Source organism: Moorena bouillonii PNG, from assembly GCF_001942495.1.
Taxonomy (GTDB): Bacteria; Cyanobacteriota; Cyanobacteriia; order Cyanobacteriales; family Coleofasciculaceae; genus Moorena; species Moorena bouillonii.
The window spans coordinates 3798111-3820157 of record NZ_MKZS01000001.1 but is presented as its reverse complement, the minus strand read 5'-3'; the positions used below and the strand labels follow the sequence as shown (position 1 = coordinate 3820157).

18 protein-coding genes and 1 other RNA gene are annotated in these 22047 nt (G+C 40.3%); 8 read left to right on the top strand and 11 right to left on the bottom strand.

All coding sequences use genetic code 11. The features are described 5' to 3' along the window. The 3 genes from BJP37_RS15645 to BJP37_RS15635 form a co-directional block, all read left to right on the top strand. Positions 1-967, top strand: a 967-nt coding sequence (locus BJP37_RS15645) for an ABC transporter permease (protein WP_075900108.1), incomplete at its 5' end; no start/stop codon positions are given. 74 nt (positions 968-1041) lie between these two features. After that, the gene (locus BJP37_RS15640; RefSeq protein WP_075900106.1) at positions 1042-2022 is read left to right on the top strand and encodes a PLP-dependent cysteine synthase family protein; all 981 of its coding nucleotides are present in this window, start codon (positions 1042-1044) and stop codon (positions 2020-2022) included. A 72-nt stretch (positions 2023-2094) separates the two neighbouring features. Beyond that, entirely contained in the window at positions 2095-2871 is a 777-nt protein-coding gene (locus tag BJP37_RS15635) for an aldose epimerase family protein (RefSeq protein ID WP_075900104.1), read from the top strand. Positions 2872-3238: 367 nt separating this feature from the next. On the opposite strand, the gene BJP37_RS15625 is transcribed toward BJP37_RS15635, so the two are convergent. The 6 genes from BJP37_RS15625 to ssrA all read right to left on the bottom strand — a co-directional run bounded on the left by BJP37_RS15625 (position 3239) and on the right by ssrA (position 8939). Next, positions 3239-4015: a LytR/AlgR family response regulator transcription factor gene (locus BJP37_RS15625; protein WP_075900100.1), complete on the bottom strand. Its 777-nt coding sequence runs from the start codon at positions 4013-4015 to the stop codon at positions 3239-3241. 81 nt (positions 4016-4096) lie between these two features. After that, the gene (locus BJP37_RS15620; protein ID WP_214607763.1) at positions 4097-4891 is read right to left on the bottom strand and encodes a sensor histidine kinase; all 795 of its coding nucleotides are present in this window, start codon (positions 4889-4891) and stop codon (positions 4097-4099) included. A gap of 261 nt (positions 4892-5152) precedes the next feature. Next, positions 5153-6118, bottom strand: a complete 966-nt coding sequence (locus BJP37_RS15615; RefSeq protein WP_075900097.1) for a sensor histidine kinase — start codon at positions 6116-6118, stop codon at positions 5153-5155. 132 nt (positions 6119-6250) lie between these two features. Then, a complete protein-coding gene (locus BJP37_RS15610; protein WP_081431207.1) occupies positions 6251-7615 on the bottom strand; it encodes an exonuclease domain-containing protein in 1365 nt (454 codons plus the stop codon). Positions 7616-8052: 437 nt separating this feature from the next. After that, a complete protein-coding gene (locus tag BJP37_RS15605) occupies positions 8053-8241 on the bottom strand; it encodes a DUF2188 domain-containing protein (protein ID WP_214607762.1) in 189 nt (62 codons plus the stop codon). A gap of 298 nt (positions 8242-8539) precedes the next feature. Continuing rightward, positions 8540-8939: a transfer-messenger RNA gene (gene ssrA / locus BJP37_RS15600) on the bottom strand. A gap of 310 nt (positions 8940-9249) precedes the next feature. On the opposite strand from ssrA, the gene BJP37_RS15595 reads away from it, so the two are divergent. The 3 genes from BJP37_RS15595 (at position 9250) to BJP37_RS15585 (ending at position 13342) form a co-directional block, all read left to right on the top strand. Continuing rightward, positions 9250-10455 (top strand): NAD(P)-dependent oxidoreductase, encoded by a 1206-nt coding sequence (locus tag BJP37_RS15595; protein WP_075900093.1) that lies wholly within the window; start codon positions 9250-9252, stop codon positions 10453-10455. A 282-nt stretch (positions 10456-10737) separates the two neighbouring features. Next, a complete protein-coding gene (locus BJP37_RS15590; RefSeq protein ID WP_158069606.1) occupies positions 10738-12900 on the top strand; it encodes a glycoside hydrolase family 2 protein in 2163 nt (720 codons plus the stop codon). Between the two features lie 70 nt (positions 12901-12970). Beyond that, the gene (locus BJP37_RS15585; protein WP_075900089.1) at positions 12971-13342 is read left to right on the top strand and encodes a DUF1801 domain-containing protein; all 372 of its coding nucleotides are present in this window, start codon (positions 12971-12973) and stop codon (positions 13340-13342) included. Here the strand turns inward: BJP37_RS15585 and kdsA are convergent. Beyond that, positions 13339-14157 (bottom strand): 3-deoxy-8-phosphooctulonate synthase, encoded by an 819-nt coding sequence (gene kdsA / locus BJP37_RS15580; protein ID WP_075906127.1) that lies wholly within the window; start codon positions 14155-14157, stop codon positions 13339-13341. The genes BJP37_RS15585 and kdsA overlap by 4 nt on opposite strands. 235 nt (positions 14158-14392) lie before the next feature. Between kdsA and typA the strand changes: the two genes are divergently transcribed. Beyond that, on the top strand, positions 14393-16189 hold the full coding sequence (gene typA / locus BJP37_RS15575) for a translational GTPase TypA (protein ID WP_075900087.1): 1797 nt from the start codon (positions 14393-14395) through the stop codon (positions 16187-16189). Between the two features lie 92 nt (positions 16190-16281). On the opposite strand, the gene BJP37_RS15570 is transcribed toward typA, so the two are convergent. The 3 genes from BJP37_RS15570 to BJP37_RS15560 form a co-directional block, all read right to left on the bottom strand. Further along, on the bottom strand, positions 16282-16737 hold the full coding sequence (locus BJP37_RS15570) for a DoxX family protein (protein ID WP_075900085.1): 456 nt from the start codon (positions 16735-16737) through the stop codon (positions 16282-16284). A gap of 9 nt (positions 16738-16746) precedes the next feature. Then, the gene (ppgK, locus tag BJP37_RS15565) at positions 16747-17505 is read right to left on the bottom strand and encodes a polyphosphate--glucose phosphotransferase (protein ID WP_075900083.1); all 759 of its coding nucleotides are present in this window, start codon (positions 17503-17505) and stop codon (positions 16747-16749) included. A 123-nt stretch (positions 17506-17628) separates the two neighbouring features. After that, positions 17629-18384 (bottom strand): DeoR/GlpR family DNA-binding transcription regulator, encoded by a 756-nt coding sequence (locus tag BJP37_RS15560; RefSeq protein WP_075900081.1) that lies wholly within the window; start codon positions 18382-18384, stop codon positions 17629-17631. 168 nt (positions 18385-18552) lie between these two features. Between BJP37_RS15560 and BJP37_RS15555 the strand changes: the two genes are divergently transcribed. Beyond that, positions 18553-20985, top strand: coding sequence for a SusC/RagA family TonB-linked outer membrane protein (locus BJP37_RS15555; RefSeq protein ID WP_081431204.1), 2433 nt, complete (start codon positions 18553-18555; stop codon positions 20983-20985). On the opposite strand, the gene BJP37_RS15550 is transcribed toward BJP37_RS15555, so the two are convergent. After that, positions 20875-22038 carry an ABC transporter substrate-binding protein gene (locus BJP37_RS15550; RefSeq protein WP_075900079.1) on the bottom strand — a complete coding sequence of 388 codons (1164 nt, stop codon included), beginning with the start codon at positions 22036-22038 and terminating at the stop codon, positions 20875-20877. The genes BJP37_RS15555 and BJP37_RS15550 overlap by 111 nt on opposite strands. Between the last annotated feature and the right edge of the window lie 9 nt (positions 22039-22047).

The following is a 22047-nucleotide window of genomic DNA, read 5'->3' as shown; positions in this document are numbered from 1 at the left end:
TACTGATTTAGCCGGTGTCGATCACGTGCAGGCTGTAGTCATTAAAGCGGGAATCATTAGAACGGCCGAGACCTTTGAAGGGATTTTGGCAAAAGGAGTCGGCGCTGATTTTAAATGGAACAGTTTTGAGGAGTTTTTAATTGATGGGAGCTTACCGAATTTTAAAGGGGAACTAAACGAGGAGACCTTGATTTCCCAAACACTGGCCAATAAGTTGAACCTAAAGGTCGGGGATTCTTATTTGTCGATTTTTCTAAAGGATGGTGACCTATCTAGGCCCCCGAACAATAGAAGATTTACAGTAACGGGAATTTACGAAAGTGGTTTTGAGGAATTGGATGCGAGTTACATTCTTGTTGACATTCGACACATTCAACGAATGAACAAATGGCAATCTGATCAAGTAGGTCATTTTGAAGTATTTCTCAAAGATTTTAATGATCTTCAACAAAAAACGGCAGAGATTTACGGAAAAACGGTCTCTAGTCTGGACACCCAAAACTTGGGGAGTAAATATTTCAAGATTTTTGAGTGGTTGGAGCTTTTTGATTTTAATACCACTTTAATTATTGGCATAATGATTATTGTGGGAGGTATCAATATGATAACGGCCCTTTTGGTACTGATATTGGAGCGAACCCAAATGATTGGGGTCCTAAAGGCGCTGGGTTCCCAGAATTGGACTATAAGAAAAGTATTCTTGATCAATGCGGCCTATCTGATAGGTCTTGGTTTGTTTTGGGGAAATCTAATCGGCCTTGGCCTTATATTTATTCAAAAACAATTTCAGTTTTTAAAATTTCCGAACCCAGAGGAATATTATGTCACCTATATCCCCGTCGACATTTCTCTTTTAAATATTTTATTGCTCAATTTTGGGGTAATGGTGCTTTGTCTTCTCATGTTACTGGTCCCTTCTTATGCCATATCCAAGATTTCACCGGTTAAGGCGATCAAATTTGAATAGCCGAAGCGGTCAAGAATGATATAGGCCGTGGAAATACCATTCGGACCCCTCAAAGAATTACCTTTGCCCCCGATATGGACTATGCTGAGAATATTTTGGAGACCATTGGTAAAACACCCTTGGTGAAGTTGAACAAACTAACGGCAGAACTGCCCTGTTTGGTATTGGCCAAATATGAGACGTTTAATCCTGGTAATTCCGTTAAAGACCGCATGGCACTTCAAATGGTGGAAGATGCCGAAGCCGATGGTAGGTTGCGGCCCGGTGGAACCATTATTGAAGGTACTTCTGGCAATACTGGTATGGGATTGGCCCTGGCGGCCATAGTCAAAGGCTATCGAATGATTTGTGTGATGAGCGATAAGCAGTCCAAAGAAAAAATGGATATTCTTAGGGCGGTAGGAAGTGAGGTGCACGTATGTCCGACCGATGTTGCGCCCGACGACCCTCAAAGCTATTATTCCACTGCACGGCGGTTGGCTCAAGAAATACCCAATTCATGGTATGTCAATCAATACGATAATCCAAGTAATACAAAAGCCCATTATTTGAGTACGGGCCCAGAAATCTGGGACCAGACCGATGGAAAAGTAACACACTTTGTTGTCGGAGTGGGTACCGGTGGGACCATTTCTGGGGTAGGAGGCTATTTGAAGGAGCAAAACCCTAAGGTTAAGGTTTGGGGGGTAGATACTTATGGTTCTGTGTTTAAAAAATACCATGAAACAGGTATTTTCGATGAGAATGAAATATACCCCTATGTTACTGAGGGTATTGGCGAGGATATTTTGCCCAAAAATGTAGATTTTAACCTTATCGACGGATTTACCAAAGTGACTGATAAAGATGCTGCCGTCTATACACAGCGCCTTTCAAAAGAAGAGGGCATGTTTTTGGGCAATTCCGCTGGTGCCGCCATTAAAGGGGTACTGCAACTTAAAGAACACTTTACCAAAGACGATGTTGTGGTGGTACTTTTTCATGATCATGGTAGCCGGTATGTAGGCAAGATGTACAATGATGAATGGATGCGCAAGATGGGGTATTTGAATTAGGGGAACAACCCTTGAATTTTGATCTAGAATATTGAAAGTCGGAAAGAAAACAAACCAGAAACATAAGAGGTTATGATACATCTTGAAATGAACGGCCATAGGGCGACCATTGAGGCCGGTGAATTAATAGGTTATGAGGTAAAAGGGCATCAATTTATTCATCAAAAAGGAAGCCCAGGTTGGTCAAGTGCGGATACTGAAATGTTTCCAATTATTGGTCCTGTCAATGAAGCTGGTTTTGAGGTTAAGGTGCCTTTGGGAAATGCAATCCAGGACCAGCACGGCCATTTAAGACAGTTTGCTTATACATTGATTTCCTCATCAGCAACGGAAGCTGTTTTTAAAAAAACATATAAGGCCGGCACACCGATCAAGAACTCAAAATATCCATCTAAATCATCAGAAGAGTGGTTGGCGTGGCCTTACTCATTTGAGTTTGAGAAGCATTTTAAATTATGTGATGGTTTTTTAGAAATCAAATTTGTTATTTCGGGAGATGACGGAATGCCTTTTATGCTGGGCTACCATCCTGCTTTTAAATTGTACACGAACCGACCTGTTATTAAAACCAATACCCGTGAAATTACATTAGATGAAGTTTTGGCCGTTGGCAGCCGTGCCCTACAAGTCGCGGACCACGATACATTGACCTTAAAGGACGAGAAAGAGATTACCATTAAGACAAAAGGGTTTGGTCATTTTATGTGCTGGACCGAAGTTAAAAACATGGTATGTATTGAGCCCATCACTTTCTACCCTTATGCCGTGGCACAGAAAGACCTAAATAAAGGTTTTCAGTACCTTGAGGGAACTTCCATCCTCGAAGTATCACTTCACCCCGAGATTTAACAAAAATGTTAAAAAAATCACAATAATTTTAACATTTTTTGCGTTTAACTTCATACCTTAGAAGGTAGAATCTTATCAGTTCTTTAAAATGTTTAAGCGTTTTGTCAAGAGGGTGGGCGTAGTGAACTGCATTATGCTCTTGGTGGTATTTTCAATTATCATCGTCTCTGAAGTACTTTTCCTCAAGGGAAAAAAGATGGATGCCATTTTTATAGCATTCTGGGCACCGACCATATTGGGTTTTATGAATTACTTGAAGTATAAGAAATAATGGATTTTATACTTGTTTACTCCATCATTGTAGCACTAATATTTTTAGTGTGGTTGGTCTTTATTGTTAGAATGTACGATAAAATGAAAAAGTAAATTAAGAAACACCCTTCAGCCAATTTTTAAAGTCCCTTACACGATTTCTACTAACTACCATGTCCATATTAAACTTACTGTTCAATCGTATTTTTAAACGATTGTTGAAGTAATCTTCCACTGAATGTATTTCGTCTATTGAAATGGTGACCTTTCTATTTATTCTAAAAAACTGTTCGGGATCCAATAGATTTTCCAATCTTTCCAAGGTGAAATCAATGCTATGGTCCCTTCCAGACTTATCAACCAAATGTGTCTGTCCCTCATCTGAATAAAAACAGGTAATCTGCGAAACATCAACAAGCTTTAATTTATTGTTTTCCCTGATGAGAAACCTTTTTTTATAATTAGGGGGACCAAAACTTTCCATCATGGAACCCATCCTAGCTAAGTAATCATCCTCATCCACTTTTTTGAAAGACCAATATTTTTTCAATGCGGCGTTGATGTCTTCCAACTTTGCAGGTTTTAATATGTAATCAATACTGTTATATCTGAACGCCTCTACAGCATATGAATCAAAAGTCGTACAGAAAATAATGGGTTTTTCAATGGTCAATGAATTAAGAAGTTCAAAACAGGTTCCATCACCTAAATGAATGTCCATAAAAGCGATATCATAACTGATGCCTTGGGAAAAGAATATTAGGCATTCAGCAATGCTGTCCAGTTCGGCAACAATCTCATGGTCTATGCCTGTATCTCCTATTAACTTTTTTAGGTAGGCAGAGGATATGGGTTCATCCTCGACTATAACAATTTTTAAAGTTTTGCCCATGTTCAGTATTGAAGTCACAAAGCTCGCGTTAAGTTACTATATTTTTAATAGTAGGACACTAAATTTTGTGAATAGTCACCATTATAACACAGGTAGTCGTACGATAAAAGCTTTTTCGGTTGAATCAATGATTACTTCCTGTGTGGTAAGTAGCCCATATCGGTCAGTTACGTTCTTTAATCCTAGGCCCATTCCTTTGACTGCAGTTTGATTTGATTTGGGACGGTTGTCGTTTTTTATCTCTATATAGTCCTTTAAATCACAAATAGCTATTGACAAAGGTTGTTTTTTTGTTATAGTGTTATGTTTTATGGCATTTTCTATGGTTATTTGCAAGGCCAACGGCACCATTTTTTTATCCATAAGGTCTTCTCTTATGTTAATATGAAATTGAAGATTATTACCAAACCTGGTTTTTAAAAGATTTACATACGCTATTGAAAATTCCACTTCTTCTTCAAGGGTTATCAGGTCTTTTTCAGAGAATTCCAAGATTTTTTTATGAATATCAGATAAAAGGTTTACGAACACCTTTCCTTTAGCTTTATCTTCATCGATGAGAAAATTAAGGGAGTTAAAACAATTGAATAAGAAATGGGGGCTTAGTTGATGCCTTAAGACATCAAGTTGATTTTGAACTTTTTGTTTTTCAATTGTTTTCAGTCTGATTTGGTCCTCCTTTAACTGTACGAAGAGATAAAGACTTTCATATAGGCCAACCCCGAAGAGGGCAAAAAAGACACCCATAATGACCTCTTTTAGAATACGATCTTCTTCATATCCAGGTACTTCTATATTAATCCATTTTTGTAAGGTCAGTTGCAGTAAAAGGGTTATCAAAAGATAAACGACCAAAACAAGAAATAACCTTGGCAATCTTTTACGCCAATTATTATAACCAGGAAATAGTTTTACTACATAAATGTAGAAATACCTTCCAATTAGAAGGTAAATTACCATATACATGAGTGCTTCGGACCATTGCATAAAGTATAGCCCAAACCGGCCATCCAGTAGGAGGTCGGGAAACATTATCGACATCGAAAGAAAAGAGTAAAGCAAAATCTGGGCTATGACCAACTTGAGGTCATTAAAACCTAAAATCTGCTTTTCTTTTTCCCCGAACATATCCCAGAGTTAATTGTTGGACTCGATTAAAGGCAATTTCAATTTGAATCCTGAATTTGTTTCTTCTGCAAGCATATCCTTATTCGATAAGAGCCTGTAGCGATTTTTTATGTTTCTAAGACCCTGTCCGCCACCCTTGGGGGCTACCTCTTTTTTTTGAAGATTGTTATTAATGATAAGATAGTCTTTAGAGTTCAAAACATTAATTAATAGAGGTTTTTTTCTGGAAACCACATTATGTTTTACAGCGTTTTCTATTCCCGTTTGTATGGATAGTGGAACAATCATTTTTTGCATGGCATCCTTGGTGATTTTGAAGTCAAACTTTAAATTATCGCCATAGCGTTTTTTAAGAAGGTCAATATAGTCGTTTATGTAGTCCAGCTCATCCTTCAGCATAACAAGGTCTTTGTCCGAAAATTCTAAAACCCTTTCGTAAATATTCGAGAGGCTATGAACGAACTCCTTGCTTTTTTCTTTGTCGGTGTCAATTAAATATACAAGTGTGTTTAGGCTATTGAACAAAAAATGCGGGCTAACTTGGTTTTTTAGGTTTAACAGCTGGGTGGTAATCGTTTCTTTTTTATGTTGTTCTTCACGCAATTTGGTATCCTTGAGTTCTACGAATAGGTGTAGTGCTTCATAAAAACCAATATTGACAAAAAAGATAACAGCACCAGTAATGAGTTGCACTCCGGCAACGGGATCTTGAAATTCAGGATACGGCCAATCAAAATAACTTTGAATATCCTCAATGAACCAAATACCAATGAGTGAATAAGGAATTAAAAAAAGTGGAATGATCAATAGTCTGAGCCTTATGTTTTTAAGGCCGCTTTTTCGCTTCAGTAGTTCGAAGTATAGCCATCGTATGATGATCCAAAGCAAGATTACAACAAATAATTCACCAATCCATTTCAAAGCATAAGAACGGAAATCGACAGTAAAAAAAGCCCCGGTGTAGTAAATGCTCATTACCGTATGGGTATTCAAAATAATACCTATCAATGCCAATAGCCGATCGTCGAATCCTAATATGTGCTTGGGATTGGAGAACAAAGATTGAGTTGTTTTTAGCCCATCGTTAGTTATCTGAAAGATAACAATTTAAGTTAATCTGAATATTGTCTTTTCTTTTTGGATTCTATTTTCAACAATGCGCTGCGTTTCCAAAGTATTTTTCTGACGAATGAGATGTGCTTTTATATCTTCAGTAGAAGATATATAAGATTGTGAATCAATAAATCCATAGCCTTGATACACCCCATTTTCAATATAAATGAAGGCCTCTTCATCAATGGTTCGCCCAGGTTGTTTTATGAATACGCACTCTTTGGTCAAGGTTAGGGAATTTATTGCGTTTTTTACCCTTTCGTTATAACCTGAAGTGTTCTCCCTACCCTGGCATATGCCATCACAAGAATTACCCGGGCATTCCATGCGTGTTCCATTGTAGGGCATTAGTTGACAATATTTTGGGCAGAGTTCATAGGTGGTTGCCAATTGTTTTAAAAAAACGCGGCAGTCGGTAGGATTGCCAAAAACGGCCAAAGGTTTTGAAACCTGCTTTGAATTGGCAAAACCCAAATGTAGCATACCATTTCTGTCTTCATAGCTAAAAATTGAATAGCGTCGAACAGTTTTTTTTTGGGCACGATTGAATTTTGGAAAGTGCTCTTTTATCGCTGCTGACTCCATTAGTAGTGCTATCAGTTCACCACCCGAAAGTTTGAAATTGATATTGGCCACTTCACGGCAAAGCTTGATTTCGTGTTCTGATTTATCGTAGAAATGGCCAAGAACCCTTTTTTTAAGGTTTTTGGCTTTGCCTATGTATATTATGGTTCCCTTTTGATTGTAGAAATAATAAATTCCAGGTAGGTGGGGAATGTTATCGACTACACTTCTATTGAGATGAGGTGGTAAGGTAGCTTCTTGGCTTCTAGAGTTCAAGAATTTTTTAATGACAACATTTGCCTCTGATTTTTGAAGTAATTGTTTGAAGAGGATTGCTGTAGCCTTAGCATCGCCTCGGGCACGATGGCGGTCGGTGATAGGTATGCCCAATGCAGAACATAGCTTACCCAAACTGTAAGACCTTAGACCGGGGATTAATTTTCGAGAGAGACGTACTGTACACAGTTTTTTACGAGTAAAGCCAATACCCAGTCGCCGAAACTCTTCTTTGATGACCCCATAGTCAAAGTTTACCGCATGGGCCACAAAGATGCAACCTTGGGTAATATCCAGGACCTGTTGACCAATTTGATCAAAAGTGGGCGCATTTCGAACGGTTTCATCTTCAATACCTGTGAGCCCCGTGATAAAATAGGGAATCGGACATTCCGGATTCACCAAACTGGTAAACTCATCGACGATCTTTTCACCATCAAATTTAAATATAGAGATTTCGGTGATTTTATTTCCTTTAAGGCCATTTCCAGTAGTTTCTATGTCGATGATGCAGTACACCAGTATATCCCTTATTGTTCAATGGAAGTTAGGGATAAAGAAAAAAGCCACCAAATGGGCGGCCTTTCAAAAAAAGGGAGTACTAACTTACAGGGGCATTTCCCTACTCAGTACTGACATGATAAAGTAAATAGTAACGGAAATGATCATACAGCTAATGGCTGCTAAGCGGTTCGAAGGGGTCAACTCTTTTTTGAGTCGTAACACAAGTACTTTCATTTGGGATGATTTTTTCCAAAGATCCCCTGAAATTGCAGTAAATGGTAACAAACTCGGTAAGTTTCCGCTATGATGGATAAGCTGTAATAGTGCATGAATTCATCGAAAAAAGAGTCGTTTTAACGGTTTTGTTTTCCGATAAATCAGAAGTGTAAAACGAAGACGGGAGTCCTCTTAGGGAGGTAAAGAAAACCCAGTTCGGTGGTTTTAGAGTTATATCACTCTTTAGTCGTATAACTTATCCGTTCCCGAATACCCCCACTGGCTCGGTGAATAATAACATCCGCCTTGTACTTTTTGGCCATGCTTTTGGCTTTACGAATGGCTGTACTTTGTTTTTGGTGCTTGCTGGTGATGCCTTTATTCCCTTCACGGCGAACTGCCCAACCGTCCTCAAAGGGTACCACATGTTGGTGCCAGGTACGGCCCCGCTTATTGCGTTTGGAACTGTCCAAAAAAACTTCGATGAGCTCTATGAGGCTTCGCAACCAAGATTTTCCTTTTGACATGGAGCTGAGTATTGCTGTCGAATATAGTGGTAATCATTGAAATTATTTTGATGTACTTCAGTGCTTTTCGCTCTGCCTATAACCATAGAGAGTCTTCCTAGAATAGTAGCCGCTTTTTAGCGCAGGAGCGAGCTTACCGCGTTGGCATTCGAATCCCGACGGCATAACGAAAAAAGCCACCTTTCGGTGGCTTTTGAAGTGGAGCCGGAGGGATTCGAACCCTCGTCCAAACAAGCAATAACTGAGCTTTCTACATGCTTAGTCTTAGTTCAATTTTCAACGCACGACCGACCCAAGACCGCCTATCGTACGCTTAGCTTCTTTAGTTTAGAATTTCTATCGAAGCCCTAGAAATTCGGTGTTGACTTTTATGGTGCCGCAAAAAAGGTCGCCGTCAACAAGGGCTACCAAGCGACATTTAGCTTTCGCGCCTTGCGCGACTAGGCTAGGACTTACTATAATTCAGTCGATTAAGCAGCTAAAGCGTAGTTAGACTCGCCATTTAAAGGTTTGGGATGTTGAATTAACGAGCATCATTCCCATAGCTCGGCATGCTTACACCGCCATTGGTCTCGCTGTCAAAACCAGTCGGCCCCATAATGAATATTGTCATTCCCGCACTTCGTCTACACTCAGCATAAACTTCGGCGGGAATCTCTTTCCCATTTTATTTTCAAAGAACCAGTGTCACACTAAGCGCAGTCCAAGTGTGGGCGTTTCCCACTTTCACCAAGGCTTCAGAGGGTCGGGCTTTCGGCCATACATGGTATTTGCCTCAATCCCTAACGCAGGGCGGCAAAGTTAACCATTTATCTGCCAACCGTAAACCTTCCTGCTTTTGGCCGAAAAGTTTGCCCAGACTTGACAATCCTCTTATTTTCGGCAAAAAGTATACCAATTCCACTTATGAAATTCGGAATCATTAGAGAATGCAAGAATCCACCCGATAAAAGGGTAGTGCTGTCTCCCCAATTATGCCAAAATGTCCTAGAAAACCATCCAAAAGCCAATATTGTTGTGGAACCTTCCCCCATTCGTGTTTTTGATGACTCGGAATACCGCGAATTGGGTATTGAAGTGGCTTCCAAAATGGAAGAATGTGACGTATTGTTGGGCGTGAAGGAAGTGCCGATTGATGCCTTAATTTCTAACAAGAAGTATTTTTTCTTTTCCCATACCATTAAAAAACAGCCCTATAACCGCGATTTGCTCCGAGCTATCTTGGAAAAGAAAATCGAACTCTATGACCATGAGGTGATTACGAATGCCAAGGGAATGCGTTTAGTGGCATTTGGTCGCTATGCTGGCATCGTGGGGGCCTATAATGGGGTGCGGGCATTCGGACTCAAGTATGGAACCTTCAACTTGCCCAAGGCCGAAATGCTAAAAGACCAGAGAGCCTTGATAACGGAACTCAACAATATCAAACTTCCCAATATCAAAATTTTGTTGACCGGTCGTGGTCGTGTCGGCAATGGCGCCCGCGAAATGCTCGACGCCATGCATCTTAGAAGGGTCAATGTGGGCGACTATCTCAACCAGACTTTTGATGAGCCCGTGTATTGTCAAATTGATGCTTCGGAATACAATAAACGTAAAGATGGGGTACGTGGAAACAAGGCTGATTTTTTTGCTAATCCAGAGGAATATAAGTCCAACTTCTTTCGTTTCGCCGAGGTCACCGATTTCTATATTGCCGGACATTTTTATGGTGATGGGGCGCCTTATTTATATACTAGGGATGATGCAAAGCACCATGAGTTCAAAATAAAAGTGGTGGCCGATATCAGTTGTGATATTGACGGTCCCGTGGCTACTACGGTACAACCTTCCACAATTGCTAATCCCATTTATGGCTACGATCCACAATCAGAAACGGTGGTGGATTACAAGAATCCTGAAGCCATTGCGGTCATGGCGGTAGACAATCTGCCGGCAGAACTACCCAGAGATGCCAGTTATGGCTTTGGAGAGGCCTTTTCGAAATATGTGATTCCTGCTTTTTTCAATGGTGACAAAGATGGTATTCTTTCACGGGCCAAAATGACCGAAAATGGAGGGCTTACCGAGCGTTATGCTTATTTACAGGATTATGTTGACGGTAAGGGTTGACTGATTGTTGTGTAGTAAAAAACCTAGAAAGTTTTTGCCTAAAGGTTTTTCACCTTACCTTTCATTTGAACGAATAGAAGATTTTGGCTAGCTGTTTGGCTGGAGTCTATACCGTTCTGAGATTATATAATCTATGACACCATGGAAATCTGTTTGAATTATAGGCTTTTCTTCTATTATCTGGTTTTTTTGTTATTCCCCATAAATACTCTTTGCGCCCAAGAACGACTACATATTCCTTTCAACAATGGTTGGAACTTTCAAGGTAGGACCGTTTCGGGGGTGGTAATTGACGAAATGGTAACTATACCGCATTCATGGAATAGGACAGATGCTCAAGAAGGTATTCCCTATTTCCGGGGAGAAGGTACTTATACAAAAATGTTCATCGCTGAAGAATCTTGGGTTGGAAAAAGAATTTTCATTCATTTTGAGGGAGTAAATATTATTGCTAAAGTTCAATTAAATGATAGGGAAATCGGCACCCATAAGGGCGGCTATGCGGCGTTCAGCTATGAAATTACAGACCAACTTCTATTAGGTCAAGAGAACGAATTGGTGGTTACTGTCAGCAATGCGGTAAATTCAGAAGTGATACCCCTGGTTGGTGATTTTAATAATTATGGCGGTATTTATCGACCAATACAATTAATTATCGCCGATGAGATTTGCATTACGCCTTTAGACTATGCTTCTCCTGGAATATACATAAGACAGCGTAATGTGAGTAAGGGTAGTGCAGAGGTGAATGTTTTGACCAAAATTTCAAATGGGTCAGATTCCAATCATGAAATTGGCTACCAAACGGTAATACTGAATGCTAAGGGGGAGGTAGTAAGCAAACAACTCACCAAACATACCGTTGCATTGGGCACAACCGATTTGACCCATGATTATAACATTGAGAATCCACGTCTCTGGAATGGGAAAAAAGATCCCTATCTCTACAAGGTTAAAGTTAATATTTTAAAAAACGGAGTGGTAGTCGATTCCAAAACAGAACCTTTAGGGTTCCGTTATTTTTCGGTTGATGCGAACAAAGGGTTCTTTTTAAATGGGGAACCCATCGATTTAAGAGGTGTAAGCCGTCACCAAGATAGAAAGGATAAAGCCTCGGCCATTTCTAATGAAGATCATAGAGAAGATATGGATCTAATGCTTGAAATGGGAATCAATACCTTGCGCCTTGCGCATTACCAGCATGCCGAGATTGTATATGACATGGCCGATGAAGCGGGTTTGGTTGTTTGGGCAGAGCTGCCTTGGGTGGGTATTCCATCGGGGTTTCTATCCCAATCAAACGGATTTGAAAATACCAAAGCATTTAAAACCAATGCCAAACAACAACTTTATGAACTGATTCGCCAGAACTTCAACCATCCGTCAATTTTAATGTGGAGTATTTTCAATGAGATACAAAATCCTGAGGATGCCCGACCAACAGATTTTATTAATGAGCTGAATGCCTTGGTAAAGGCCGAAGATCCTGATCGATTATCTGTTGGGGCCAGTATGTTAAGTCCACAAGAAAATGAGAATATCCATAACATTACGGATATCATTGCATGGAACAAATATTTTGGGTGGTACTATAAAGAACCAAAGGATATGGGACTCTTTCTAGACCAATTGCACAATGATTTTCCAAATTATAAAGTAGGGATCAGTGAATATGGAGCAGGCGGAAGTATATACCAACATGCTGATAAGTTGGAACGCCCCAACCCTATGGGGTCCCCGCATCCTGAAGAATGGCAGTCGTTTTATCACGAAGAAAACCTGAAAATTTTTGATGAACGTCCATATGTATGGGGAACATACATATGGAATATGTTCGACTTTGGGTCACATTTTAGAAAAGAGGGTGATCATTATGGAATCAACGATAAGGGTATGGTTACCTATGATCGAAAGACAAAAAAGGATGTCTTCTTCTTTTATAAAGCCAATTGGTCTGAAGAGCCTGTTCTGCACATTACCTCCTCGCGGTATATTTTCAGGAAGGAAATGAACACCAAGGTCAAGGCGTATACGAATTTAAGTGACATAAGTCTTAAAGTAAACGGGAAAGAGTTTGAGGTGAAAAATCCTAAAAAGGGGATTGTCTCTTGGGAAGACATTACGCTACAGATTGGAAACAACGAAATTATTGTAAGTGGTTCAAAAGACGGCAAGATATATTACGACAGTTGCGTGTGGGTATTCGAAGAACAGTATTCAGGTATGAACCTTTTTATTAAAATTTTCGATTTTATGAAGGTTGCCTACAAAGTGGCATTTGCAATGCTGATTGCGGCTTTTTTACTTTGGTTTTTGGTTTTAAGGCGCATAATTAAGGCTAAATGGAAAAGAATAGCTTTATGGGGGGTTGTAGTCTTACTTACATTACTTTCAATACTTGTTGCTTTTTCCAAATATTATATGTCCAATATGATGGGAGGGTGATTATTCGATTGAAGTACTGGTCTTTTGACAAGTGGTGGCTAATGAACTCCATAAATTCGCAATTTGTATTATGAATCCTGCTGAAGAATATATTTTATCAAGGGAAGAACCCTACCGAAGTATGCTGCTGCACCTAAAGTCTATCATAGAAGTGGTGATTCCGGGTGTTAATATGAAATACAAATGGAGCATCCCCTGCTTCTATGCTGAAAAAAAACCAATTTGCTACTTAAATGCTTCCTATAAGGGCGGATTTGTAGATATCGCTTTTTGGAATTCAGCACATCTCACAAAACACATTGAGTTGATGCATTCCGAGAAAAGAAAAGTCGTAAAGTCTTTTCGGTACAGGACCTTGGAAGAAATTAATGATCAAATTCTCATCGAAGTGTTACAAGAAGCCCATGCATTGAAAGAAAAAGGCTTCTATAAAAGGGATTAAAAGGTATTCACCACTTGGCGTAACGCTACCAAATCGGTCAACAATTTTTCCAATAGACTTAAATCCAACATATTGGCGCCATCGCTTTTGGCATTTTTTGGGTCGAAATGCGTCTCGATAAAAAGGCCATCGACACCTGCGGCGATTCCTGCCTTGGCCATTGTTCCGATTAATGCGGGCCTGCCTCCGGTAACCCCGGATGATTGATTGGGTTGCTGTAAAGAATGGGTCACATCCAATACCACCGGAGCGAATTGTTTCATTGTAGGTACGCCCCTAAAGTCAACAATCAGATCTTGATAGCCGAACATGGTTCCCCTATCGGTAACCCAAGACTTTTCATTGCCCGTTTCCGTAACCTTGTTTACGGCATGTTTCATACTTTCAGGACTCATAAATTGCCCTTTTTTGAGGTTCACTACTTTTCCGGTCTTGGCAGCAGCAACGACCAAATCGGTTTGGCGTACCAAAAACGCCGGTATTTGCAGCACGTCTACATATTCGGCGGCCATTTCCGCATCTTGCTCTGTATGGATATCGGTTATGGTGGGTACCTTAAAGGTTTCTGATACTTTACGAAGAATTTTAAGGGCTTTTTCATCCCCAATTCCAGTAAAGGAATCTACTCGACTTCGATTGGCTTTCTTGAAACTGCCCTTGAAAACATAGGGTATCTTAAGACTATCTGTTATTTGGACCACCTTTTCGGCAATTCGAAGCGCCATTTCTTCGCCCTCGATGGCGCAGGGTCCTGCTAATAAGAAGAAATTGTCGCCTTCGGAAAACTTAATCTGTGGAATCTGGGATAAGAACATGGAACCGTTTTCAGACAAAAATACTATTTTGAAAAAGGATTGCCATGCCCCTTGCCAGTATAATCTACCATACCACATTTTAGGTTTATCGTTTTATTATTACTGTTCCAATGGGTCTTTTATGGCTGTAAAAAACTACGGGTTTATATCATTAAAAATCAATAAGATAAAAATAACATAAGTAGGCTTTCGCAACAGAAAAATAGCGGTACCTTTGCGCGCTTAAAACAAGGCCATGCAGAAAATCAAGAATATAGCCATCATTGCCCACGTCGACCATGGAAAAACAACATTGGTTGATAAAATCATGTACCATTGTCAATTGTTCCGTGAGAACGAGAACAAGGGCGATTTGATTTTGGACAATAATGATTTGGAACGTGAACGTGGCATAACCATTGTTTCGAAAAACGTTTCCGTTGTATATAAGGATACTAAAATCAATATTATTGATACTCCTGGGCACGCCGATTTTGGTGGCGAAGTAGAGCGCGTACTGAATATGGCCGATGGCGTATTGTTGTTGGTTGATGCTTTTGAGGGCCCCATGCCCCAAACACGATTTGTACTTCAGAAGGCTATTGATCTAGGTTTAAAACCTTGTGTGGTCATTAATAAGGTCGATAAGGAAAATTGTACTCCTGAAGAAGTCCATGAAAAAGTGTTTGATCTTATGTTTGAATTAGGTGCAGAGGAATGGCAATTGGACTTCCCCACGGTATATGGTTCTGCAAAGCAAGGTTGGATGAGTGAGGATTGGCAGCAACCTACCGAGGATATCTCCCCATTGTTGGATATGGTCTTGGAACATGTACCTGAATTCAAACCCGAAACAGGTTCCACCCAAATGTTGATTACCTCATTGGATTTCTCGAGTTTTACCGGCCGTATTGCCATTGGGCGTTTGCAACGTGGAAATTTGAAAGAAGGGCAACAGGTCACTTTGGTAAAGCGTGATGGTTCTAAGGTAAAGTCCAAAATCAAGGAAGTCTTTGTTTTTGATGGCTTGGGCCGAAAAAAGGTCCAAGAAGTACAGACCGGTGATATCTGTGCCTTGGTAGGTATGGAAGGTTTTGATATTGGCGATACCGTTGCTGATTTGGAGAATCCAGAAGGATTGAAGACCATTGCTATTGACGAGCCCACCATGAGCATGCTCTTTACTATCAATGACAGTCCCTTTTTCGGTAAGGATGGTAAGTTCGTTACTTCACGCCATATAAAAGAACGCTTGGAAAAAGAGCTGGAAAAGAACTTGGCTCTTCGGGTCGAAGAAACCGATAGTGCGGATAAGTTTATGGTATTTGGTCGAGGCGTATTGCACCTTTCGGTGCTCATTGAGACCATGCGTCGGGAAGGTTACGAACTACAAATAGGTCAGCCGCAAGTAATTATTAAAGAAATCGATGGGGTAAAATGCGAACCGGTCGAGCAGTTGACCATAGATTTACCTGATGAGGTTTCTGGGAAGGCTGTTGAGATGGTCTCGATTCGTAAAGGGGAGATGGTCAGCATGGAAGCAAAAGGTTCTCGCATGGTTTGTGAGTTTATTATACCCTCAAGGGGAATCATTGGTTTGAGAAATCAGTTGTTGACCGCAACAGCTGGAGAGGCAATTATGGCCCACCGTTTTTTCGAATATCAACCCCTAAAAGGTGAGATTACCGGGCGGATCAATGGATCCTTGGTTTCCATGGAAAACGGAACCGCTATCCCATATTCTATAGATAAACTTCAAGAACGCGGTAAATTCTTCATTGATCCCGGTGAGGATATTTATGAAGGACAGGTAATCGGAGAGAATTCCCGTCAAGATGATATGACCATCAACGTGACCAAGACCAAGAAGCTCTCCAATGTGCGTTCCGCGGGGGCAGATGACAAAGCTAAGATTGTCCCAGCAATTAAGTTTTCATTGGAAGAAGCGCTCGAATACATTCAAAAAGATGAATTGGTGGAGGTGACTCCCAATCATCTACGCCTAAGAAAAATCCATTTAAAAGAAGTGGATAGAAAAAGGAATAAGGAATAGTACCGGAGCCATTTTGGTCACAATAGTTGCAAAGAAAGCGGACATAAAATCGATAGTGAGTCTTGGTTTAAAAACGATGAGTTGATTAACTGCTACTTGAGGTTTTTACGATAAAACTTGCCGCCCAAAACCAGGGCACCCGATATAATCAATAGGTTTTTGATAATGTATTGACCTTCGAGGGTGGGCAAGAGGTAATTTTTATTTTGGAAAGTTACATCCGGTAAAAAAACAAGTGGCATAAATGTACCCAGCATTTGTAGAAACAAGAGGGCAATGGCAATTCTTGTTGTTGATTTGAACAAAAAGGTTATTCCGATGACCATTTCCCACCATCCAATGGTATGTAACCACGATTCCGGGGACCCAAATGGCAACCATGCCACGGTGGTCTTCAAAAGTCCTTCAGCGGCCGAAAGCCCCAAGGGCTTCAAGACTCCAAACCAAAAGAAGATGATGGCAAATGAAATACGCATGGCGGGAATTCCCCAAGATTTCATGCGCTTGGCCACTATTTGGTCGAATTCCCTGAGAGATAAAAGACCCATGACAAAAGCTTAGCTTAAGTGCCCATGGTGATGTTCCTTAAGGCTAGCTATGGCGGCGCCAATGATTCCAGCATGGTTCATGAGTTCTGCCTGTACCACGTCGGTTTCTATATCGATAAGGTGACCATATTTATCCCATTTTTTTGAGATGCCGCCACCTACTATAATAAGGTCTGGTGCCACGATCAGTTCTACATATTTGAGAAACTTATTAAAGCGCTTTGCCCATTTTTCAATGGTCAGTCCTTCGCGTTCTTTGGCCGAAGACGCAGCATATAACTCAATTTTCTTGTAATCTTTATAAGGTATCTGGCCCAATTCAAAATTTGAAAGCAACTCTCCATTGTAAAAGGCACCACTCCCTAATCCCGTGCCTACCGTTATCATAATGACCAATCCTTGTTTTCCTTTCCCTATGCCATAATTCATCGAAGCGTACCCTGCTGCATCGGCATCGTTCAGAACTGTAAATTCGTGTCCGGTAGCCGCTGTGAACAGCTCATCAATATTTACCCCAACCCAGCTTTTGTCCAAATTGCCGGGGGCTTTACATATTCCATTCTTAACAATGGTTGGGAAACCACAACCTACGGGGCCTTCATATTCAAAATGATCAACAATTTGTTTAATGACCTGTGCCATGTCTTCAGGTTTTCGACCTTCAGGTGTGGGCACACGAAACCGTTCTGTAACCATTTCACCGGTTTCTGCATTGACCAAAGCCCCTTTCATTCCTGAACCCCCAATATCGATTCCAAGTAATTCCATTTTTAAAAAAATTTTAACAAAGAAACAAAAAGTTAATGGATAGCTAAGCAATGAAAAGTAAGTGTTTCTAGGGGCGTTTTATGAACCGATTTTTCCGCAAATTTTACCGTTTCAAAAGATTCATTATATAATATGGATATTCGCTTTTCGGTATTCTTCAAGAATTTCAGAGTTAGGGTCGAGTTCGGTAACAAGGGTATCGATGGAATTTATTTCGCAGATTTTATATCGATTTGAAGTGTTCAACTTTTCGGAGATGGCAAGCGAAACGGTTTTTTTGGAAGCTCTTATCATGGCTTTTTTCATCTGGGCAATTTCCCAATCCACTTCGGTTACCCCTTGATTGATATCGATATAACCGGTACCCAAAAAACAAATATCGGCTGTAAGATCGGATAGGATGTTTATTGAGCTGCCACCAGTGGCCAATTGTGATTTTCTTGATAGTTTACCGCCTATAAGATATACTTCATATTGTTCCGGAGTGTTGTTGATTAACTCAATGGCCATATTCAAACTGGGCGTGAAAAAAGTCAATTCAAGATTTTTGGGGAGTAGTTTTATCAATTCTATGTTAGTGGATCCACCACTTATGAGAACGACATCGCCTCTTTTTAAGAGGGAAATTCCTTTTTGTGCGATTGTTGACTTGCTTCCCAACTCATAGATTTCTCTTGATCGATCGGAGTATACATTAAATCCATTTGCGATAGCACCTCCATGAACCTTTCTTAGTTTCTTTAGGGAATGAAGCTCTTTTACATCTCTTCTCACGGTATCAACAGAAACATTGAGCATACTGGCCAAATCGGTCAGTAAGACCCTGTTGTGAATATGCACTTCATTGAGAATTATATGATGCCTCTTTTTCTTATCCATTGAGCAAATATAAAATCTTTTTTTGCCACTAAAAACAGCAAAATAATCTTTAAAATGCCTAATTTATTCGATTATTGTCATTTTTGCCATTAAAAATTGCAATAAAAAATTGCAATACTTGAATTATTGTGCTAGGTTTGTTTGAAAGCTCACTAAAAGAACACGATTATGAAAAAAGCACAGTATCGACTATTGTACTTGATCGCGATTTTATTTGTGCACATGTCTTTTGCACAATCAGTCACGATTTCAGGAACGGTAAGCGACAATGGAGGCCAGCCCTTGCCAGGGGCAAGTGTCTTTATCAAAGGAACTTCAATTGGAAGTCAAACAGATTTTGATGGAAACTTTAGTTTTGTAACAAATGATGCGGCGAACAAAACCCTTACCATCAGCTATGTTGGCTTTAAGAGCCAAGAGATAACGCTTACGGGGCAAGACCAACAGTTGGACGTATCATTAAGGGAAGATTCCAATAACTTGGACGAGGTTATCGTTGTGGGATCTTCTTTGACCCAAGAGCGGAAAAAATTGGGCAACGCCATTACGACCGTTAAGTCATTGGAATTGAACAAGGTTGCTCCTCCAAATGTCATCACATCTTTACAAGGTAAGGTGCCGGGGGCGCAGATAACTCAAAATTCCGGTGATCCAGCCGGCGGGTTCTCCATTCGTTTAAGGGGTGTTAGTACCATACAAGGGTCTTCTGAGCCTTTGTACGTGGTTGATGGGGTAGTGGTCAGTAACCTTACCACCAATGTAACTAATTTAAATGTTTCGTCTGGAGATGCAAGTCCGGGGCAAAACAGAATGGTAGACATCAACCCGAATGACATCGATAACATAAACTTGCTCAATGGTGCGGCAGCAGCGGCCATTTATGGCTCACGAGCCTCCAATGGTGTGGTGGTCATTACCACTAAAAAAGGAAGGTATACCGACGATGGCCCTGAAATGTTTTTTAAGAACACCTTTAATGTAAATACGGTTCGCAAAAAACTAGATCTTAACCTTAGGGGTGAAGAATTTGAGACCATAGCCGATAGCCCTCTCACAGGAAGGCTCTGGCCAATATTCGGTTTTAATCCCGATACGGGTTCACTGACCCCGTTTAGATTCCTTTCTTCCGAAAAGTTCAATACAACCAGGTATGATTATCAGGATGATATCTTTCAGACAGGTTTTGGTTCCGATACATACTTTTCGATTCGAGATGGTAATGAAAAAATGAACTACCATGCCTCCATTGGTTATTTGGGCAACGAGGGAATCATTGGAAATACAAGTTACAGACGTCTCTCTGCAAGGGTCAATTTTACCCATAAGATAGCCGACTGGATATCCTATGACCTGGGCCTTTACTTCGCAAATAGCAATTCAGATGAGAAACCGGATGGGAATGTATTTTGGAGCCCTATAAACTCCGTGAACATTACCAATAATGTCTTTGATATTTCGCAAAGGGATGCCAATGGAAACTTATTGGCCGTGGAACGAACCAGGGTAAACCCATTGAGTATTATTGAGACTTTTGACATTACACAAAAGGTAAATCACTTCATACCCAGTCTTCATGTAAGGATGAATCCTATTAAAAACCTGACCATAGATCAGATTTTGGGTGTTGATACCTATAATCAGAAAGGAAATATATTCATTCCCGTTTATCCTTATGAAAATGTCAATCCGGCTTACTTCAATTTGGGATATAGAGGAGAGGCAGAAGCCAAGGTCTTCAACTGGAACTATGATATCAATGTCACCTATGATTGGGATATATCTTCTAAGTTGAATTCACAGACCACGGTGGGCTATAACTTTCAGGCCAGTGAATTGGAGTTTGATGGAACCCAAGGAAGGGATTTGGATGCGTCGGGCAATCCTACTGTGCCTCTTCAGACACAGCCTATTGACTCGAACCTTGATATCTTTGGTGTCTTTTTACAAGAGACACTTTCGTATGATGACAAGTTGTTCTTGACCTTAGCGGGAAGAGTGGACGGGGCGACCAATTTCGATGTGGATAATCGAACAAACTTCTATCCCAAAGTTTCAGGTTCATACCTGATATCCAACGAATCTTTTTGGTCTGAAGACAGTTTTATAAACTCAGCAAGATTGAGAGCCTCTTATGGTGAGGCCGGTAACCTTACCGCGATTGGGCCTTATGCGCGCTTCGGTAGTTATACCTCTTTTGACTTTTTAAATGATGTTACCTTACAACAGAACAATCGTTTGGGTAACGAAGATTTAGTGCCCGAGCGTACTAAGGAGTTTGAGATTGGTGCCGATTTAAGCTTTTTCGATAATCGGGCGGGATTACTTTTCTCATATTATAATCAAAATATAGAAGATCTTATCGTAAGCCGTGTTTTGGCACCATCGATAGGGGGTGCGTCGCGCATCGAGAACGTGGGCACCATGGAAAACAAGGGTATCGAAATTTTTGCAAGGTTCACCCCAATTAAGACACAAGATTTGACTTGGAATTTAAATGTTAACTTCAGTAGAAATTGGCAAGGTTTCCCCAGCTTGCCAAATGGTGGCATAGGCGGCTCCTTTAATAAAAGGAGCATAAAGGGGATTTTTTTGATACCCTAATTCCGATAACACAGAGACCCGAGAAGGCAGTACTAGTCCGGCTTTTCCCCAAGCTTTCATTCCTTCTTTGCCGGTAAGATAGGAAATGAGTTCCCAAGCTGCTTCTTTATGTTGAGCTTGTTTATTCATAACATAAGCAACGGTATAAGCCATGGTTCCTTTTTTACTACCTAAGGAGGGAACTTCAGCGGTGGCGAATTTAATTTTAGGAAATGTGTCTTTGAGATAAGGAATAGCCCAGCTACCTTCGATTACCATTGCGGTTTTACCTTGACCAAACATTTCGCTACCAGAACTAGCCCCAACGTCTGAGGGTAAGGCAGCAGACTGGTAGTTTCGGTATAGGTCAATGACAGTTTGAAGACTTTTAAAAGTTTCAGGAGTGGCAAAGGTAGCATAGCCGTTATTGTCAACTAAATTACCTCCAAAGGCTTTAATTAAAAAATAGAGACGAGCCAGTTCCTGATTAATTCCTAAACCATAGTGTTCATTCCTGCCATCGCGATTCTTATCAAAGGTTAGTTTTTGGGAATAATCCCGTAATTCTTCCCAAGTTTGGGGTGGTTGAGTTAAATTAGCTTGTTTGAATAATTGCTTATTGTAAAAAAGGGCAAGGGTGGAAAAATCTTTAGGCAATCCGTAAGTTATTCCATTATATTGGAATGCTTTAAACAGAGAGGGTTCAAAGTCAGCTACATCAAAATTATCAGTGCGCTTAATGTAGTCATCCAAAGGCTCCAACACATCATGACTCATTAGTAATGGGGCTTCATAGGCATCTAAATAAAAGATATCTGGAGCTGCATCACCAATTAATCGGGTTTTGATCACATCCATGTATTGACCAGTGATGACTTCAAGCTTAACCTTTACCTTGGGATGTTTAGCTTCAAATTCCTTTAGTACTTGCTCTAGTAATTGTTTTTCAGTAGGGCTGCTTTGCCAACCACCGAGAGTGACCGTGGTTACTCCATCTAAATTACTGCTTTGACAGGCTATAATGCAGAGAATTATCAGCGGTAAGATTACCAATTTTGACAGGATTTTCTTCATTTGTTAAGG

What these genes read in the sequence shown, in the direction of transcription:
- BJP37_RS15555 (WP_081431204.1), top strand. Translation starts at nt 18,553, where the DNA reads ATGAAAAAAGCACAGTATCGACTATTGTACTTGATCGCGATTTTATTT.
- BJP37_RS15550 (WP_075900079.1), bottom strand. Translation starts at nt 22,038, where the DNA reads ATGAAGAAAATCCTGTCAAAATTGGTAATCTTACCGCTGATAATTCTC.
- BJP37_RS15635 (WP_075900104.1), top strand. Translation starts at nt 2,095, where the DNA reads ATGATACATCTTGAAATGAACGGCCATAGGGCGACCATTGAGGCCGGT.
- ppgK (WP_075900083.1), bottom strand. Translation starts at nt 17,505, where the DNA reads ATGGAATTACTTGGAATCGATATTGGGGGTTCAGGAATGAAAGGGGCT.
- BJP37_RS15615 (WP_075900097.1), bottom strand. Translation starts at nt 6,118, where the DNA reads ATGAGCATTTACTACACCGGGGCTTTTTTTACTGTCGATTTCCGTTCT.
- kdsA (WP_075906127.1), bottom strand. Translation starts at nt 14,157, where the DNA reads ATGTTCTTATCCCAGATTCCACAGATTAAGTTTTCCGAAGGCGACAAT.
- BJP37_RS15560 (WP_075900081.1), bottom strand. Translation starts at nt 18,384, where the DNA reads ATGGATAAGAAAAAGAGGCATCATATAATTCTCAATGAAGTGCATATT.
- BJP37_RS15595 (WP_075900093.1), top strand. Translation starts at nt 9,250, where the DNA reads ATGAAATTCGGAATCATTAGAGAATGCAAGAATCCACCCGATAAAAGG.
- BJP37_RS15570 (WP_075900085.1), bottom strand. Translation starts at nt 16,737, where the DNA reads ATGGGTCTTTTATCTCTCAGGGAATTCGACCAAATAGTGGCCAAGCGC.
- typA (WP_075900087.1), top strand. Translation starts at nt 14,393, where the DNA reads ATGCAGAAAATCAAGAATATAGCCATCATTGCCCACGTCGACCATGGA.
- BJP37_RS15625 (WP_075900100.1), bottom strand. Translation starts at nt 4,015, where the DNA reads ATGGGCAAAACTTTAAAAATTGTTATAGTCGAGGATGAACCCATATCC.
- BJP37_RS15585 (WP_075900089.1), top strand. Translation starts at nt 12,971, where the DNA reads ATGAATCCTGCTGAAGAATATATTTTATCAAGGGAAGAACCCTACCGA.
- BJP37_RS15640 (WP_075900106.1), top strand. Translation starts at nt 1,042, where the DNA reads ATGGACTATGCTGAGAATATTTTGGAGACCATTGGTAAAACACCCTTG.